Origin of the sequence: Bacillus sp. TH30, from assembly GCF_016650875.1 — a bacterium.
Lineage (GTDB): Bacteria > Bacillota > Bacilli > Bacillales > Bacillaceae_G > Bacillus_A > Bacillus_A mycoides.
Window position 1 is genome coordinate 4,175,129 of record NZ_JAEKEY010000002.1, and the last position, 17,807, is coordinate 4,192,935.

Sequence of the window (17,807 nt, forward strand, 5' to 3'; positions counted from 1 at the left end):
GTTTATGGGGGAATTGGGATGAATGCTGAAATTATTGCGGTTGGAACGGAATTATTACTTGGACAAATTGCAAATACAAATGCCCAGTTTTTATCTGAAAAGTTAGCTTCAATCGGAATTAACGTGTACTACCATACTGTTGTTGGGGATAATAACAAGCGATTACAGAAGGCAATTGAATTGGCTGAAGAACGAGCTGATATGCTCATTTTTACAGGTGGATTAGGACCGACAAAAGATGATTTAACGAAAGAAACAATAGCGTCTAGTTTAGATGAAGAGCTTGTGTATGATGAAAAGGCATTAACATCGATAAGTGATTATTTTAAGCGTACAGGCCGTGAATTTACGGAGAATAATAAAAAGCAGGCGCTCGTTTTAAATGGATCCACTGTATTTGCGAATGATCACGGTATGGCGCCTGGTATGGGATTAAATACGAACGGAAAAGTTTATATTTTATTACCAGGACCACCAAAAGAAATGAAGCCGATGTATATAAGTTACGTAGAGCCTTTTTTATGTAAGTTTACAACGGGGGAAAATATTTATTCTCGTGTTCTTCGTTTTTTTGGTATTGGGGAATCTCAATTAGAGGTGAAAGTTCAAGATTTAATTGATGGACAAACGAACCCAACCATTGCACCACTGGCAAATGATGGAGAAGTGACATTACGTTTAACTGCCAAACATCATGATGCTGATGAGGCGGAGAAATTGATTCAGCATGTAGAAGATTTGATTTTAGAAAGAGTAGGAGAATTTTTCTACGGATATGACCAAGATTTCCTTCATTACAAGGCAATAAGGCTATTGAAGGAAAAAGGGTTAACTTTAGCGTGTGCAGAAAGTTTAACAGGTGGTCTTTTTGGAAATCAAGTAACAGAAAATGCTGGTGTTTCGTCTGTATTTAAAGGCGGTGTCATTTGTTATCAAAATGATGTGAAGCAACAAATTTTACATGTACCTGAAGAAGTGTTACGTACTGATGGCGCGGTTAGTAAACAGTGTGCTCGCTATCTTGCTGAAAATGTAAAGGAACTGTTAAAAGCAGATATCGGAATTAGTTTCACTGGGGTGGCAGGACCGGATGCTTCAGAGCATAAAGAACCAGGAACAGTATTTATTGGATTGGTGATTAAAGATGAACCAGCTGTAGTCTTCTCGCTTAATTTAAGTGGAAGTCGTCAACAAATTAGAGAACGCTCTACAAAATATGGATTTTATCATTTATTTAAAAAGCTAGAAGAGATATAAATTTCTTCTAGCTTTTTTTGTGGGAAAACCTAGTTTTATTCGATATAAAATAAAAAAACGAATAAATGTTCGATTTTTGTTGGCAAATTGAATTGAAAATAGGTATAATAAGATTAGCAATTTAGTTAAGGAGGAATTTTGAATGAGCGATCGTCAAGCGGCATTAGATATGGCGTTAAAACAAATAGAGAAGCAATTCGGTAAAGGTTCAATTATGAAATTAGGAGAACAAGCGGAGCGTAGAATTTCTACAATTTCAAGTGGTTCTTTAGCACTTGATGTGGCACTAGGGGTAGGCGGATACCCACGTGGCCGTGTTATTGAAATTTATGGACCTGAAAGTTCAGGTAAAACAACAGTTTCATTACACGCAATCGCGGAAGTACAGCGTCAAGGTGGACAAGCAGCGTTCATTGATGCGGAGCATGCAATGGATCCTGTATATGCACAAAAATTAGGTGTTAACATAGATGAATTACTATTATCACAGCCTGATACAGGGGAGCAAGGACTAGAAATCGCAGAAGCACTTGTACGAAGTGGAGCGGTTGATATTATCGTAATTGACTCTGTGGCAGCTCTTGTACCGAAAGCTGAGATCGAAGGGGACATGGGTGACTCTCACGTTGGTTTACAAGCACGTTTAATGTCACAAGCACTTCGTAAACTTTCAGGTGCAATCAACAAATCAAAAACAATCGCAATCTTTATCAACCAAATTCGTGAAAAAGTTGGGGTTATGTTCGGGAACCCAGAAACAACTCCAGGTGGTCGTGCGTTGAAATTCTATTCAACTGTCCGTCTTGAAGTACGTCGTGCTGAGCAGTTAAAGCAAGGTAACGATATTGTTGGTAATAAAACGAAAGTAAAAGTAGTTAAAAATAAAGTAGCACCGCCATTCCGTGTTGCTGAAGTTGATATTATGTACGGAGAAGGTATTTCAAGAGAAGGTGAAATCTTAGATATGGCTTCTGAACTTGATATCGTTCAAAAGAGCGGTGCTTGGTACTCTTATAATGAAGAACGCTTAGGACAAGGTCGTGAAAATTCGAAGCAATTCTTAAAAGAGAATACGGATTTAAGAGAAGAAATTGCCTTCTTTGTTCGTGAACATCACGGAATTGGTGAAAACTCTGGTGTTGAAGACACGGAAGATTCAACTCGTCAAGATTAAAAAATAAAAGACACGGTCCCGTGTCTTTTATTTTTTAATCCACTATGAAAGCGTTATATATAGCTGGAGATAAAATATTTATTCTATCCAAAAGGCTATGTGTAAAGGGGAATATTCATATATTTTAAGTGAATGAATTGGGATTTTCTAAGGTTTTCCAGGATAATATGCTGTCTGTTTTTTAAATCCATATAAGATTCAGGGCTTAAGGTAAAGAAAGTAAAAGTAGACAACGCTTGACAATGAAAATTGCGATAGATACAATGAGAATGTATATTTTTTCTTATATACGATATACTCTTCTCAAGAAGAGAAGTAATATTCGGAGTAAGACTTAAATCTTGCCGAAATAATAATATGACATTTTAATTGTGAAATGAAGAAAGTCCCTTAAAAAAGCGGGACGACGGTCTTTGCTGTACGTTGTAATTCAATGTACATGCCGACAGTCTTTTTTCATTCATAGCAAGGGGAGGTGAAATCATGAGTAGTAGTACAGTTTGGATACTCATCTCCATTTTGCTTGCAACAGTCGGTGCAGTTGTTGGCTTTTTTGTTCGAAAGTCTATTGCTGAAGCGAAGATTAATGGTGCAGCTAATGAAGCAAAACGTATTCTAGACGAAGCGAATCGTGATGCGGAAGCACTTAAGAAAGAAGCGCTTTTAGAAGCAAAGGATGAAATTCATACACTTCGTACAGAAGCTGAATTAGAAATTCGTGACCGTAGAAGCGAATTACAAAAACAAGAAAATCGTTTAATGCAAAAAGAAGAGAACCTTGATCGTAAAGACGAAACGCTCGATAACCGCGAGCGACAGTTAGAAAAGAAAGAGGAATCTCTTGTAGCGAAACAACAACAGATTGAAGAGTTGGAAAGCAAAGTGGGAGAGTTAGTTCAAAAGCAACAAACAGAATTAGAGCGCATTTCCAATCTGACCCGCGAACAAGCGAAAGCAATTATTCTTGGTAAAGTGGAAAGTGAAGTTTCTCATGAAATTGCCGTTATGGTAAAAGAAAGTGAAGTTCGCGCGAAAGAAGAAGCGGATAAGAAGGCAAAAGAGATTTTATCTCTTGCAATGCAAAGATGTGCAGCTGATCATGTTGCTGAAACAACCGTTTCGGTTGTAAATCTTCCAAATGACGAAATGAAGGGACGTATTATCGGACGTGAAGGTCGTAACATTCGTACGTTAGAAACGTTAACAGGTATTGACCTTATTATCGATGATACACCAGAAGCTGTAATTCTATCTGGATTTGACCCGATTCGTCGTGAAACAGCTCGTATCGCTCTTGATAAACTAGTACAGGACGGACGTATTCACCCAGCGCGTATTGAAGAGATGGTCGAAAAATCAAGACGTGAAGTGGACGAGTATATTCGTGAAGTCGGAGAGCAAACAACGTTTGAAGTGGGTGTTCATGGCTTACATCCAGATTTAATTAAAATTTTAGGTCGTTTAAAATACCGTACAAGTTACGGACAAAACGTCTTAAAACACTCTATGGAAGTTGCATACTTAACTGGACTTATGGCAGCGGAGCTTGGTGAGGATGAAAAACTAGCAAGACGTGCTGGTCTATTACATGATATCGGAAAAGCAATCGATCATGAAGTAGAAGGTAGCCACGTTGAAATTGGTGTTGAACTCGCAACGAAATATAAAGAGCATCCTGTTGTAATAAACAGTATCGCATCTCACCATGGTGACACAGAACCAACTTCTATCATTGCAGTTCTAGTTGCTGCAGCAGATGCATTATCAGCTGCAAGACCGGGAGCTCGTAGTGAAACGCTTGAGAATTACATTCGTCGTCTTGAAAAGTTAGAAGAAATTTCAGAGTCTTATGAAGGCGTAGAAAAATCTTTCGCAATTCAAGCAGGACGTGAAGTTCGTATTCTGGTAAAACCAGATACAATTGATGATTTAGAAGCTCATCGTTTAGCTCGTGATATTCGAAAACGTATTGAAAATGAACTGGATTATCCAGGACATATTAAAGTAACTGTTATTCGTGAAACACGTGCAGTGGAATACGCAAAATAAAGTGGTGAAACACCACTTTATTTTTTTGTGTTGGAATTGGGTAAAATAAAGAAAATTATTTATGAGCAGTATGCAAGTGAAAGAAACTTATAATAGATAAATTGTAACTGTTGTAAGGAAATAGCTTTAAGGTTATAGTATGGTAATAAAAAATGTAGTACATAGAAAGGGTAAGACATATGAGAATATTATTTGTTGGGGATGTAGTAGGATCTCCTGGTAGAGACATGATTCAACAGTACGTACCGGCATTAAAGAAGAAATATACACCGACAGTAACAATTATTAATGGAGAAAATGCTGCGGGTGGACGTGGAATTACGGAAAAAATATATCGAAACTTTTTAGAGTGCGGGGCACAAGCGGTTACGCTTGGAAACCACGCTTGGGATAACCGTGAAGTATTTGAATTTATCGATGATGCAAAATATCTTGCAAGACCAGCTAACTTCCCAGAAGGAACGCCGGGAAAAGGGCTTATCTTTGTAAATTGTAATGGAACAGAAGTTGCAGTTATTAACTTACAAGGACGTACTTTCCTTCCTCCAATTGATTGTCCATTCCGTAAAGTGGATGAGTTAATCAGTATTGCAAAAAAACGTACAAACATTATCTTTGTTGATTTTCATGCTGAAACAACAAGTGAGAAGCAGGCGTTAGGTTGGTATGTAGACGGTCGTGCTACAGCGGTAGTAGGTACACATACACACGTTCCTACAGCTGATAATCGTATTTTACCAAGCGGAACAGCTTATATTACAGATGTTGGTATGACAGGCCCATATGATGGGATTTTAGGTATGGATCGCGAAGCGGTATTGAAGAAGTTTTTAACGAACTTACCAGTGCGTTTTGAAGTGACGAATGGTAGAACACAATTAAGTGCAGTGTTAATTGATGTGGATCCTAATACAGGGAAAGCAAAGAAAATTGAGCGCATTTTAATTAATGATGACCAGCCATTTTTTGACTGATTTTTAACAAAAAGTTAGAGAATTCGTTATATTTTAATTTTTTAGAAAAATTACAGAAATTTAGCAGGAATACGTGCCATCCCTCGTGAATATAAGTTAAAGTGAAATAATTGCTATTACTTTTTATAGAAACGAGGAGGAAACGCGGAATGGAAATATTAAAAGTTAAAGCAACGTCGGTCCCTAATTCTGTAGCTGGTGCACTTGCAGGTGTTATTCGCGAACGCGGAACAGCAGAAATTCAAGCTATTGGTGCAGGTGCATTAAACCAAGCGGTAAAGGCAGTAGCAATTGCAAGAGGATTTGTAGCGCCTAGCGGTTTGGACTTGATTTGTATCCCAGCGTTTACAGATATTATGATTGATGGTGAAGAGCGTACAGCGATAAAATTAATTGTAGAACCTCGTTAAGTTGAAACAACCTGTTTGCATGTATGCAAACAGGTTGTTTTTGTAATGGAGGAATGAAAATGAAAATTTTTGATGCACATTGCGATGTACTCTTTCAGTTATGGAGTGCAAAGGGAAAAAAAGACTTTCAAAACGATTCACAATTACATATTACATTTGAACAATTAATGAAAAGAAAAGGAAGTATACAATGCTTTGCTATATATATACCAGAAACAGTAGCGTATGAAAAGCGTTTTGAAGTTGCGCTGCAAATGATAGATATTTTTCATAATGAAATTCTATCGCTACCAGGAATGAAGTTTATTCAGACAAAAAACGATATTAACATGCTAAAACAGGACGAGATTGGAGCATTATTAACATTAGAAGGATGCGAAGCAATTGGAAAAGAAGCGATGAAATTACGTTTGTTTTATCGCTTAGGTGTACGTTCCTTTGGATTGACATGGAACTATGCCAATTTGTTAGCTGATGGAGCGCTAGAGGCACGTGGAGCAGGTTTAACTACATTTGGTAGACAAGTTGTACAAGAACTTAATACGTTACATTTATGGACCGATGTGTCTCACTTAAATGAAAGAAGCTTTTGGGATGTTATTGAAATTGCTAAAAACCCAATTGCATCTCATTCAAACTGTTATCAACTTTGTGGGCATCCACGCAATTTAACCGATGAACAAATAAGAGCCCTTATAAAGAAAAATAGCATTATTGGTATTACTTTCGTACCGCAGTTTTTAACGAATGAAAGACAAGCGAATATAGCAGATATATTAAGGCATGTGGAATATATTTGTTCATTAGGTGGAGAAAAAAATATAGGATTCGGTTCTGATTTTGATGGGATTTTAGAAACTGTTGTAGGTGTAGAAGTATATAGGGATTATGAAAATATAATTAATCAACTGTGTAAAAAGTATAATGAATCAACTGTAGAGCGATTTTTGTATAAAAATTTTGTTGACTGTATAACGTTCTAAAATTATATTTTAATAATTCTGAAGAATTAAAATAAATTCACTTGAATTTATTGATTTTTTTAAGACCTAATACTAGAATGGTAAACGAAATAGCATTATACTAAAGATTCAGGGAAAACAGAAGAGGCATAATTTGCGTCCATTGTAGTTTATTTGCATAAAAAATGCTAAACTAATACTGTAAAAAAATACACTACAATGAATGCAGCCAAAAGGGGTGTAGGAGATGATTAGTCAACTTTCATGGAAAGTTGGAGGCCAACAAGGTGAAGGAATTGAAAGTACAGGGGAAATCTTCTGTATTGCATTAAACCGATTAGGATATTACCTATACGGTTACCGCCACTTCTCATCACGTATTAAAGGCGGCCATACAAATAATAAAATTCGTGTAAGTACAACAGAAGTACGCGCGATCTCAGATGATTTAGATATTTTAATTGCTTTTGATCAAGAAACAATTGATTTTAACTTCCACGAACTACGTCCGGGCGGAATTGTAGTTGCGGATGCGAAATTTAATCCGACAATACCTGATAATACAGATGTAAATCTATATGTGATACCGTTTACAGATATCGCTTCAGAATTAGGCACATCTTTAATGAAAAATATGGTTGCTGTTGGGGCATCTAGTGCGGTATTAGGATTAGACGAAACAGCTTATTTAGAGGTTGTTGAAGAAATCTTTGGTCGTAAAGGAGAGCAAGTCGTTCAAAAGAATATGGAAGCAATTAAACGCGGCTCTCAATACATGAAAGAATTGCTTGGTGAGAAAGTAAACATGATGCAGCTTGAAAAAGCTGACGGTAAGAAACGCATGTTTATGATTGGAAACGACGCAATCGCATTTGGTGCGGTAACTGGTGGCGCTCGCTTTATGTCTGCATATCCAATCACACCTGCATCTGAAATTATGGAATATTTAATTAAAAAGTTACCGAAAGTCGGCGGAACAGTAATCCAAACTGAGGATGAAATCGCAGCTTGTACAATGGCGATTGGTGCAAACTACGCTGGTGTTCGTACATTAACAGCATCTGCTGGTCCTGGTCTTTCTTTAATGATGGAAGCAATTGGTTTAGCAGGTATTACTGAAACACCGCTAGTTATCATTGATACACAACGCGGTGGTCCAAGTACGGGCTTACCAACAAAACAAGAGCAGTCTGACTTAATGGCTATGATTTACGGAACACATGGTGAAATTCCAAAAATCGTAATGGCGCCAAGTACAGTTGAAGAAGCTTTCTATGATATTGTAGAAGCGTTTAACTTAGCAGAAGAATATCAAGTGCCTGTTATTTTCTTAACAGATTTACAGCTTTCTTTAGGAAAGCAAACAGTAGAACCACTTAAGTTAGATAAAGTGGAAATTCGTCGTGGTAAGCTTGATTTAGAAGTAGAATTACCAGAACGTGAAAATAAAGCATACTTCAAGCGTTATGAAGTAACAGAAGATGGAATTTCACCACGTGTTTTACCTGGTATGAAAAATGGTATTCACCATGTTACAGGTGTAGAACATGATGAAACGGGTAAACCATCTGAATCAGCGTTAAATCGTAAAGATCAAATGGACAAACGTTTCCGTAAAATGGCGAATTTACAGTTTAATACCCCTATTTACAAAAATGCTAAGCATGATGACGCAGACGTATTGTTAGTAGGCTTTAACTCAACTCGTGGTGCGATCGAAGAGGCAATGCAGCGTTTAGAACAAGAAGGAATGAAAGTAAACCATGCCCATGTACGTTTAATTCATCCGTTCCCAACAGCTGAAATCGATCCACTTGTGAAAAAAGCGAAGCGTGTTGTAGTAGTAGAAAACAATGCAACTGGTCAGCTTGCTAACATTATGAAAATGAATCTTGGCAATGGCGAGAAAATTTCTAGTCTTTTAAAATACGATGGAAATCCATTCTTGCCGAAAGAGATTTACAACGAATGTAAAAAAGGGGTTGTATTAAATGGCAACATTTAAGGACTTTCGTAACAGTGTAAAACCAAACTGGTGCCCAGGTTGCGGAGACTTCTCGGTGCAGGCTGCGATTCAGCGTGCGGCAGCTAACGTTGGTTTAAATCCAGATGAGCTAGCTGTTATTTCTGGTATCGGCTGTTCCGGTCGTATTTCAGGGTATATTAATTCATATGGTTTGCATAGTATTCACGGACGTGCTCTTCCAATTGCACAAGGTGTGAAAATGGCAAATCGTGATTTAACAGTTATTGCATCCGGTGGTGACGGTGATGGTTTTGCGATTGGTATGGGACATACAATCCATTCTATTCGTCGTAACATTGATATTACGTACATCGTAATGGATAACCAAATTTACGGATTAACAAAAGGTCAAACTTCACCACGTAGTGAAGCTGGATTTAAAACGAAAAGTACACCACAAGGTTCAATTGAACCATCACTAAATATTATGGAAATGGCTTTAACAGCTGGTGCGACATTTGTGGCGCAAAGCTTTTCAAGTGATTTAAAAGAATTAACGCAAATTATTGAAGCTGGTATTAACCATAAAGGCTTTTCATTAATTAATGTATTTAGTCCATGTGTTACTTACAATAAAGTAAATACTTATGATTGGTTTAAAGAGAATTTAACGAAACTAAGTACAGTAGAAGGATATGATCCATCTAACCGCATGATGGCTATGCAAACATTAATGGAAAAGAACGGGTTAGTAACAGGTTTAATTTATCAAAACACAAAGCAGCCTTCTTACCAAGAGCTTGTAAAAGACTATAGTGAAAAACCTTTAGTGCAAGCTGATTTGAATATGGATCAGAAAATGTTTGATGAGCTTGTTGCTGAATTTATGTAATGATCGGAGAGAAGGTTGCCGCTTGGTAACCTTCTTTTTGAGTGAATAAAAATAATTAATAGATTTGTTTACTTAGAAAATTCAGAATGATAAAATAATATATAAATCGTTGTATAAAAATAGCATGTTCATTAACTGTGAAATGAAATATAGGATAAGAAGCCTTCTTCGTTAAAGTTGGCTAAAGGCTCTATACTATGATAATGTGTATAGGGATAAAGCAATATACTTTTGGGTAGGACAAGATGAAATAAAAAAAAAGGGAATGTCTATTTGTGTGGGGAAGACTTCATTCTTACGGATGATTAGATCGATTACTCAAGTTTCAAAGGGCAAGTTATCTCTCATGCTATCTAACATCATTGAGATGGGTCTAAGCGCATTAAAATGGACTACAGAGTGTGTATAGTTAAGGGTGAAAGGAGATTACCGATGAACGAGCAACAACGATTAGCAAGTCGACAAGCAAATTCCTCTACGAAAAAAGAAGAGAAAGATTATAGTAAATACTTTGAAAGTGTATACCAACCACCTTCCTTGAAATTGGCGAAAAAGCGTGGGAAAGAAGAAGTTAAAATTGAAAGAGATTTTGGCCTACCTAAAGAGTTTCGCGATTTTGGCGCAGGAAGAAAGTTTTACATTCGTACATATGGCTGTCAAATGAATGAGCATGATACAGAAGTAATGGCTGGGATTTTTACAACACTTGGATATGAGCCAACCTTTTCAACTGAAGAGGCAGATGTAATTTTATTAAATACTTGTGCAATTCGTGAAAATGCTGAAAATAAAGTGTTCGGTGAACTTGGTCATTTAAAATCATTAAAGCGAAGAAATCCGGATCTTATAATTGGTGTATGTGGTTGTATGTCTCAAGAGGAATCTGTTGTAAATAAAATTATGCAAAAAAATCAGCATGTAGATATGGTGTTTGGTACACACAATATTCATAGATTACCGTATATCCTAAAGGACGCAATGTTCTCAAAAGAGACGGTAGTTGAAGTTTGGTCAAAAGAAGGGGATGTAATTGAAAACCTTCCGAAAGTACGTCGTGGTGATATTAAAGCTTGGGTAAATATTATGTATGGCTGTGATAAGTTTTGTACATATTGTATTGTACCGTATACACGTGGAAAAGAGCGCAGCAGACGTCCAGAAGATATTATTAAAGAAATTCGCCATTTAGCTGCGAACGGTTATAGAGAAATTACGTTACTTGGCCAAAACGTAAACGCATACGGTAAAGACTTTGAAGATATACAATATGGTCTTGGCGATTTAATGGATGAACTTCGTAAAATCGATATCGCACGTATTCGTTTTACAACAAGTCATCCGCGTGATTTTGATGATCATTTAATTGATGTTCTTGGAAAAGGTGGTAACCTAGTAGAACATATCCACTTACCAGTTCAATCTGGTAGTACAGATATGCTTAAAATTATGGCGCGTAAATATTCGCGAGAACACTATTTAGAGCTTGTACGAAAAATTAAAGAAACAATTCCGAATGCAGTACTAACGACTGATATTATCGTTGGTTTCCCAAATGAAACGGATGAGCAGTTTGAAGAGACGATGTCGTTATATCGTGAAGTAGGATTTGATACGGCATTTACATTTATTTATTCTCCGCGTGAAGGTACACCAGCTGCAAAAATGCAAGATAATGTTCCGATGGAAGTGAAGAAAGAGCGATTACAACGCTTAAATACACTAGTGAATGAATATGCAGTTAATAAGAATAAGCGTTATATAGGTCAAATTGTAGAAGTATTAGTTGAGGGAGAAAGTAAGAATAATCCTGAAGTACTTGCGGGATATACACGTACGAATAAACTTGTAAACTTTGTTGCTTCAAAATCTTTAATTGGTCAGCTTGTGAAAGTAAAAATAACGGAAGCAAAAACTTGGTCTCTTAACGGGGAATTGGTTAAGGAGCCGATTGAGGTGAAATAATAGATGAAAGTATATACGAAAGATGAAATTGTTGAGCAAGCGAAAGAATTAGCGAAAATGATCTCTGAAACAGAAGAAGTCGATTTCTTTAAGCGAGCAGAAGCACAAATTAATAAAAATGAAAATGTAAAGCGAGCAATTGATGAAATAAAAGCTTTGCAAAAACAAGCAGTAAACTTGCAACATTATGGGAAATGGGAAGCTTTGAAAAAAGTAGAAGCTGAAATTGATGCACTTCAAGATAAGTTAGATAATATCCCAGTTGTACAGGAGTTTAAATCTTCACAAACGTATGTAAATGACTTACTACAGCTAGTTGCTAGTACCATTTCTAACAATGTAACAGATGAAATATTAGTTTCAACTGGCGGCGATGTGTTGAAGGGTGAAACTGGTGCAGCAGTAGAAAGTAAAAAAGGAAATTGTGGTTGTTAAAGAGATGTCTTATTGACATCTCTTTTTTTTAGTGGGTTATATCGGAAATTCTTCTCAAAAAAAAGAATGACACATTCCGCTATTGTCACGCATATGATTAAGTGAATAGTGATTGAGGAGGGTTACGAATGTCCGAATTTAGAGAGATTATTACAAAAGCAGTGGTTGGAAAAGGACGTAAGTATACAAAGTCAACGCATACATGTGAATCGAATAATGAGCCAACAAGTATTTTAGGGTGCTGGGTAATTAACCATTCGTACGAAGCGAGAAAGAATGGAAAACATGTGGAAATTGAAGGTTTCTATGATGTAAACACTTGGTATTCATTTGATGGAAACACAAAGACTGAAGTTGTAACAGAACGTGTTAACTACAATGATGAAGTAAGTATTGGGTATCGTGATAAAAACTTCTCTGGTGACGATTTAGAAATTATCGCTCGTGTAATTCAGCCGCCAAATTGTTTAGAAGCTCTTGTATCGCCAAATGGTAATAAAATTGTTGTGACAGTAGAACGTGAATTTGTAACAGAAGTAGTTGGGGAAACGAAAATTTGTGTAAGTGTAAATCCTGAAGGTTGCGTAGAATCAGACGAGGATTTCCAAGTCGATGATGATGAGTTTGAAGAATTAGATCCGAACTTTATCGTCGATGCAGAAGAAGAGTAAGAGAAAGCTAGGGAGAAGTTCTTCCTAGCTTTTTACAGTACATAAGTGGTTCTGCATGAACATGATTCCTTATGAAATGTGCTATAATGAGGAAAGACTCCTGGAATAGGAGATATGGATGTCCGTGAAGTGTGACATATATGAATATAGATTATTATGTAAGAATTATGGAGGAAAGACATGACGCAATATACGCCTATGATACAGCAATACTTAAAGGTTAAGGCAGACTATCAAGATGCCTTTTTATTTTTCCGATTAGGTGATTTTTATGAAATGTTCTTTGAAGATGCGGTTAAAGCAGCTCATGAACTTGAAATTACATTAACGAGCCGAGATGGTGGTAGTAGTGATCGTATACCGATGTGCGGTGTACCGCATCATGCAGCTAAAAATTATATTGAACAACTTGTTGAAAAAGGATATAAAGTAGCTGTTTGTGAGCAAGTGGAAGATCCAAAAACAGCTAAAGGTGTAGTACGTCGTGAAGTAGTACAACTAATTACGCCAGGAACGATGATGGAAGGGCGTACAATAGACGAGAAAGAGAATAACTTCTTAGCAGCATTAACACATTTCGAAGATGGATCTTATGCGCTAGCTTGTAATGACTTAACGACTGGACAAAATACAGTGACGTTATTAACTGGTTCAGTAGAAGATATTTTATTAGAAGTGTATGCGACTGGTTCAAAAGAAATTGTTGTAGATTCTACATTTTCAAAAGATGAATTAAATAAGTTAACTGAAACATTAAAAATGACGATTTCGTATGAAGATGCAACAGCTATTCCAGAAGGATTAGAACATCTTGTGAAAAGTGTTTCCCAAGCGAAATTAATTAAAGCAATTGGACGCTTATTTAACTATGTGATAAGAACACAAAAACGTTCGTTAGATCACTTGCAACCAGTAGAAATTTATTACACGAATCAATTTATGAAAATTGATGTGCATTCAAAACGCAATTTAGAGTTAACAGAGACTCTTCGCACGAAGGAAAAGACAGGCTCATTATTATGGCTATTAGACAAAACAAAAACGGCTATGGGTGGGCGTATGTTAAAACAGTGGATGGAACGTCCACTTATCCAGAAAGAAAAAGTTGAAGAGCGTTTAGAAATGGTTGAAACGTTTGTAAATGATTACTTCTTACGTGAAGATTTAAAAGAAAAGTTAAAAGAAGTATATGATTTAGAGCGTTTAGCAGGGAAAGTTGCATTTGGTAATGTAAATGCACGGGACTTATTACAATTAAGACGTTCTTTACTGCAAGTACCAGCTATTTTAGAAGCGATTAGTCTTTTAGATAATGCTTATGCAGCAAGATTAATTCAAGGTGCGGATCCATGTGAGAGCTTAACTGAATTACTAGGAAGAAGTATTCAAGAAAACCCACCGCTTTCTATTAAAGACGGAGATATTATTAAAGACGGTTATAATGACAAGCTTGATCAATATCGTTACGTTAGTAAAAACGGAAAAACGTGGATCGCTGAGCTTGAAAAACGAGAGCGTGATATTACAGGGGTTAAATCATTAAAAATTGGGTACAACCGTATTTTCGGCTACTACATTGAAGTGACGAAGGCGAATCTTGCAGCACTTCCAGAAGGGCGCTATGAGCGTAAACAAACACTTGCAAATGCAGAGCGTTTCATAACAGATGAACTAAAAGAAAAAGAAACATTAATCTTAGAAGCAGAAGAGAAAATTGTACAATTAGAATACGATTTATTTACAGCACTTCGCGAAGAAGTAAAAGTATTCATTCCGAAATTACAGCATTTAGCAAAAGTAATTAGTGAACTAGACGTACTGCAAAGCTTTGCGACAGTTAGTGAAGAAGAGCAGTTTGTAAAACCTGTTTTAACAAATAAGCGCGAAATCTTTATTAAAGATGGTCGTCATCCTGTCGTTGAAAAAGTATTGAACGGGAAATTGTATGTACCGAATGATTGTATTATGCCGGAGAAGATGGATGTCTTTTTAATTACAGGACCGAATATGTCTGGTAAAAGTACGTATATGAGACAATTAGCACTTGTTACTGTTATGTCACAAATTGGTTGTTTTGTACCAGCGACAGAAGCAGTATTACCTGTCTTCGATCAAATCTTTACGAGAATTGGTGCAGCGGATGATTTAATCTCAGGTCAAAGTACATTTATGGTTGAAATGTTAGAAGCGAAAAATGCAATTGCAAATGCATCAGAGAGAAGTTTAATTTTATTCGATGAAATTGGACGCGGTACATCTACGTATGATGGTATGGCACTTGCGCAAGCAATCATTGAACATATTCATGACCAAATTGGTGCGAAAACATTATTCTCTACACATTATCATGAATTAACAGTGTTAGAAGAAAGTTTAGACCAACTAAAGAATGTACATGTTTCAGCAATTGAAGAGAATGGAAAAGTAGTTTTCCTTCATAAAATTCAAGATGGAGCAGCTGATAAAAGTTACGGAATTCACGTTGCTCAACTTGCCGAGCTTCCAGAGAGCTTAATCGCTCGCGCGAAAGAAGTGTTAGCACAACTAGAAGGACAGGAAGAAATTTTTATTCCGAAACGAGTAGAAGTGAAAGTACCAGAAGTCGCTCCAGAACCAGTTGTTGTAAAAGAAGAACCAGCAGAAATACAAGAGACGAAAGTAGAGACTGAGGAAGAATCGCAATTATCATTCTTTGGTGGAGAACAGTCTTCGAAAAAACAAGACAAGTCAGTTCTAGATGCAAAAGAAACGGCAGTACTTGCACAAATTAAAAAGATTGATTTACTCGATATGACGCCTTTAGAAGCGATGAATGAACTGTATCGTTTACAGAAAAAGTTAAAGAAAGGATGAGTAAGTAGATGGGGAAAATTCGCAAACTCGATGATCAACTCTCTAACTTAATTGCGGCAGGGGAAGTAGTAGAGCGCCCTGCCTCAGTTGTAAAAGAACTCGTGGAAAATTCCATCGATGCGAATAGTACATCTATTGAAATCCACTTAGAAGAAGCTGGATTATCGAAGATTCGCATCATCGATAATGGAGATGGTATTGCTGAAGAAGATTGTATCGTTGCATTTGAACGACACGCAACGAGTAAAATTAAAGATGAAAATGATTTATTTCGTATAAGAACGCTCGGTTTCCGCGGAGAGGCCCTGCCGAGTATTGCCTCAGTGAGTGAATTAGAATTAATTACGAGCACAGGTGATGCGCCTGGTACACACCTTAGTATTAAAGGTGGAGACATTATAAAACAAGAGAAAACGGCAAGCCGAAAAGGAACAGATATTACTGTACAAAACTTATTTTTTAATACACCAGCGCGTCTTAAATATATGAAAACGATTCATACAGAGCTTGGGAACATTACAGATATCGTGTATCGTATTGCAATGTCTCATCCAGAAGTATCGTTAAAACTGTTTCATAATGAAAAGAAATTGCTTCATACATCAGGGAATGGTGATGTAAGACAAGTACTTGCATCGATTTACAGCATTCAAGTTGCGAAGAAGCTTATTCCGATTGAAGCTGAATCTCTAGACTTTACAATTAAAGGATATGTAACATTACCAGAAGTAACGAGAGCGTCGCGTAACTATATGTCAACGATTGTAAATGGCCGTTACGTTCGAAATTTCGTATTAATGAAAGCCATTCAGCAAGGATATCATACGTTATTGCCAATCGGACGATACCCAATCGGCTTCTTATCAATTGAAATGGATCCAATGCTTGTTGATGTCAACGTACATCCAGCAAAATTAGAAGTACGCTTTAGTAAAGAACAAGAATTGCTAAAGCTTATCGAAGAAACATTGCAAGCTGCATTCAAAAAAATACAACTCATTCCAGATGCTGGTGTAACAACGAAGAAAAAAGAAAAAGATGAAAGTGTGCAAGAACAGTTCAAGTTTGAGCATACAAAACCGAGAGAATCATCTATGCCTAACATCGTTTTACCAACAGGAATGGATGAGAAACAAGAAGAAACAACGACTGTAAAACAACCAGCACAACTGTGGCAACCGCCGAAGCAAGAATGGCAACCACCACAGTCACTAGTAAGAGAAGAGCAAAGCTGGCAGCCATCCTCTAAGCCGGTAATAGAACAAACGGTTCGAGAGGAAAAGGAATGGACTAGCAACGATGACGATTTTGAATTAGAGGAATTGGAAGAAGAAGTTCACGAAATAAAAGAGATTGAAATGAACGGTAACGATTTACCACCACTTTATCCAATTGGACAGATGCACGGAACATATATTTTCGCTCAAAATGATAACGGGCTATATATGATTGATCAGCATGCTGCGCAGGAGCGCATCAATTATGAATATTTCCGTGATAAAGTGGGACGAGTTACGCAAGAAGTACAAGAATTACTTGTACCGTACCGCATAGATTTATCTCTTACCGAATTTTTACGTGTCGAAGAGCAGTTAGAAGAACTAAAAAAAGTCGGACTATTTTTAGAGCAGTTTGGCCATCAATCCTTTATCGTTCGTTCGCATCCAACGTGGTTCCCGAAAGGACAAGAAACAGAAATCATTGATGAGATGATGGAGCAAGTCGTCAAACTAAAAAAAGTTGATATTAAAAAATTACGTGAAGAAGCAGCTATTATGATGAGCTGTAAAGCATCGATCAAGGCAAATCAATATTTAACGAACGATCAAATATTTGCTTTACTTGAAGAGCTGCGCACAACAACAAATCCATACACATGTCCGCATGGAAGACCGATTCTGGTGCATCATTCTACTTATGAGTTGGAGAAGATGTTTAAGAGGGTTATGTAGGGTTAATGTCCAAAGAGAAAAAGTTCGTTCCCAGTTATTTGAAACGGTTTGAAAGTGCCTAGTATTATTTATATGTGTTGAAAGAAAATAAAATAAATATGTAATAGCAATGTTCTCTACAGTTATTTTAATAAAATATAGAGAGAAATAAAAAGGGGCGATAGTAACAAGTCGCTCCTTTTTAATATAATTCTTTTGCAACTATATTTTAAAAATTCATTTATAAACTAGAGATAACCTATTTGTAATG

At 36.7% G+C, this 17,807-nt stretch carries 13 protein-coding genes; all 13 read left to right on the top strand.

Going from position 1 to position 17,807, the window contains the following annotated elements:
- Positions 1-18: 18 nt before the first annotated feature.
- The 13 genes from JFU20_RS23845 (at position 19) to mutL (ending at position 17,557) form a co-directional block, all read left to right on the top strand.
- Positions 19-1,257 (top strand): competence/damage-inducible protein A, encoded by a 1,239-nt coding sequence (locus JFU20_RS23845; protein ID WP_002014598.1) that lies wholly within the window; start codon positions 19-21, stop codon positions 1,255-1,257.
- 142 nt (positions 1,258-1,399) lie between these two features.
- The gene (gene recA, locus JFU20_RS23850; RefSeq protein ID WP_002014599.1) at positions 1,400-2,431 is read left to right on the top strand and encodes a recombinase RecA; all 1,032 of its coding nucleotides are present in this window, start codon (positions 1,400-1,402) and stop codon (positions 2,429-2,431) included.
- Between the two features lie 483 nt (positions 2,432-2,914).
- A complete protein-coding gene (rny, locus tag JFU20_RS23855; RefSeq protein ID WP_002014600.1) occupies positions 2,915-4,480 on the top strand; it encodes a ribonuclease Y in 1,566 nt (521 codons plus the stop codon).
- A gap of 179 nt (positions 4,481-4,659) precedes the next feature.
- Positions 4,660-5,454 (top strand): TIGR00282 family metallophosphoesterase, encoded by a 795-nt coding sequence (locus tag JFU20_RS23860; protein ID WP_002014601.1) that lies wholly within the window; start codon positions 4,660-4,662, stop codon positions 5,452-5,454.
- A 149-nt stretch (positions 5,455-5,603) separates the two neighbouring features.
- A complete protein-coding gene (gene spoVS / locus JFU20_RS23865; RefSeq protein ID WP_000404341.1) occupies positions 5,604-5,864 on the top strand; it encodes a stage V sporulation protein SpoVS in 261 nt (86 codons plus the stop codon).
- Positions 5,865-5,923: 59 nt separating this feature from the next.
- On the top strand, positions 5,924-6,847 hold the full coding sequence (locus JFU20_RS23870; RefSeq protein WP_002128703.1) for a dipeptidase: 924 nt from the start codon (positions 5,924-5,926) through the stop codon (positions 6,845-6,847).
- Between the two features lie 226 nt (positions 6,848-7,073).
- Entirely contained in the window at positions 7,074-8,831 is a 1,758-nt protein-coding gene (locus tag JFU20_RS23875) for a 2-oxoacid:acceptor oxidoreductase subunit alpha (protein ID WP_002014603.1), read from the top strand.
- On the top strand, positions 8,818-9,684 hold the full coding sequence (locus JFU20_RS23880) for a 2-oxoacid:ferredoxin oxidoreductase subunit beta (protein WP_002165211.1): 867 nt from the start codon (positions 8,818-8,820) through the stop codon (positions 9,682-9,684). The genes JFU20_RS23875 and JFU20_RS23880 overlap by 14 nt, the downstream gene beginning before the upstream one ends.
- Before the next feature lie 432 nt (positions 9,685-10,116).
- The gene (gene miaB, locus JFU20_RS23885) at positions 10,117-11,646 is read left to right on the top strand and encodes a tRNA (N6-isopentenyl adenosine(37)-C2)-methylthiotransferase MiaB (protein ID WP_002014605.1); all 1,530 of its coding nucleotides are present in this window, start codon (positions 10,117-10,119) and stop codon (positions 11,644-11,646) included.
- Between the two features lie 3 nt (positions 11,647-11,649).
- The gene (locus tag JFU20_RS23890; RefSeq protein WP_002014608.1) at positions 11,650-12,081 is read left to right on the top strand and encodes a YlbF/YmcA family competence regulator; all 432 of its coding nucleotides are present in this window, start codon (positions 11,650-11,652) and stop codon (positions 12,079-12,081) included.
- A 128-nt stretch (positions 12,082-12,209) separates the two neighbouring features.
- Positions 12,210-12,752 (top strand): outer spore coat protein CotE, encoded by a 543-nt coding sequence (gene cotE, locus JFU20_RS23895; protein ID WP_002014610.1) that lies wholly within the window; start codon positions 12,210-12,212, stop codon positions 12,750-12,752.
- Between the two features lie 180 nt (positions 12,753-12,932).
- The gene (gene mutS / locus JFU20_RS23900) at positions 12,933-15,605 is read left to right on the top strand and encodes a DNA mismatch repair protein MutS (protein WP_201038942.1); all 2,673 of its coding nucleotides are present in this window, start codon (positions 12,933-12,935) and stop codon (positions 15,603-15,605) included.
- Between the two features lie 8 nt (positions 15,606-15,613).
- On the top strand, positions 15,614-17,557 hold the full coding sequence (gene mutL, locus JFU20_RS23905; RefSeq protein ID WP_002014613.1) for a DNA mismatch repair endonuclease MutL: 1,944 nt from the start codon (positions 15,614-15,616) through the stop codon (positions 17,555-17,557).
- The last annotated feature ends 250 nt before the right edge of the window (positions 17,558-17,807 follow it).

What these genes read in the sequence shown, in the direction of transcription:
- JFU20_RS23845 (WP_002014598.1), top strand. Translation starts at nt 19, where the DNA reads ATGAATGCTGAAATTATTGCGGTTGGAACGGAATTATTACTTGGACAA.
- recA (WP_002014599.1), top strand. Translation starts at nt 1,400, where the DNA reads ATGAGCGATCGTCAAGCGGCATTAGATATGGCGTTAAAACAAATAGAG.
- rny (WP_002014600.1), top strand. Translation starts at nt 2,915, where the DNA reads ATGAGTAGTAGTACAGTTTGGATACTCATCTCCATTTTGCTTGCAACA.
- JFU20_RS23860 (WP_002014601.1), top strand. Translation starts at nt 4,660, where the DNA reads ATGAGAATATTATTTGTTGGGGATGTAGTAGGATCTCCTGGTAGAGAC.
- spoVS (WP_000404341.1), top strand. Translation starts at nt 5,604, where the DNA reads ATGGAAATATTAAAAGTTAAAGCAACGTCGGTCCCTAATTCTGTAGCT.
- JFU20_RS23870 (WP_002128703.1), top strand. Translation starts at nt 5,924, where the DNA reads ATGAAAATTTTTGATGCACATTGCGATGTACTCTTTCAGTTATGGAGT.
- JFU20_RS23875 (WP_002014603.1), top strand. Translation starts at nt 7,074, where the DNA reads ATGATTAGTCAACTTTCATGGAAAGTTGGAGGCCAACAAGGTGAAGGA.
- JFU20_RS23880 (WP_002165211.1), top strand. Translation starts at nt 8,818, where the DNA reads ATGGCAACATTTAAGGACTTTCGTAACAGTGTAAAACCAAACTGGTGC.
- miaB (WP_002014605.1), top strand. Translation starts at nt 10,117, where the DNA reads ATGAACGAGCAACAACGATTAGCAAGTCGACAAGCAAATTCCTCTACG.
- JFU20_RS23890 (WP_002014608.1), top strand. Translation starts at nt 11,650, where the DNA reads ATGAAAGTATATACGAAAGATGAAATTGTTGAGCAAGCGAAAGAATTA.
- cotE (WP_002014610.1), top strand. Translation starts at nt 12,210, where the DNA reads ATGTCCGAATTTAGAGAGATTATTACAAAAGCAGTGGTTGGAAAAGGA.
- mutS (WP_201038942.1), top strand. Translation starts at nt 12,933, where the DNA reads ATGACGCAATATACGCCTATGATACAGCAATACTTAAAGGTTAAGGCA.
- mutL (WP_002014613.1), top strand. Translation starts at nt 15,614, where the DNA reads ATGGGGAAAATTCGCAAACTCGATGATCAACTCTCTAACTTAATTGCG.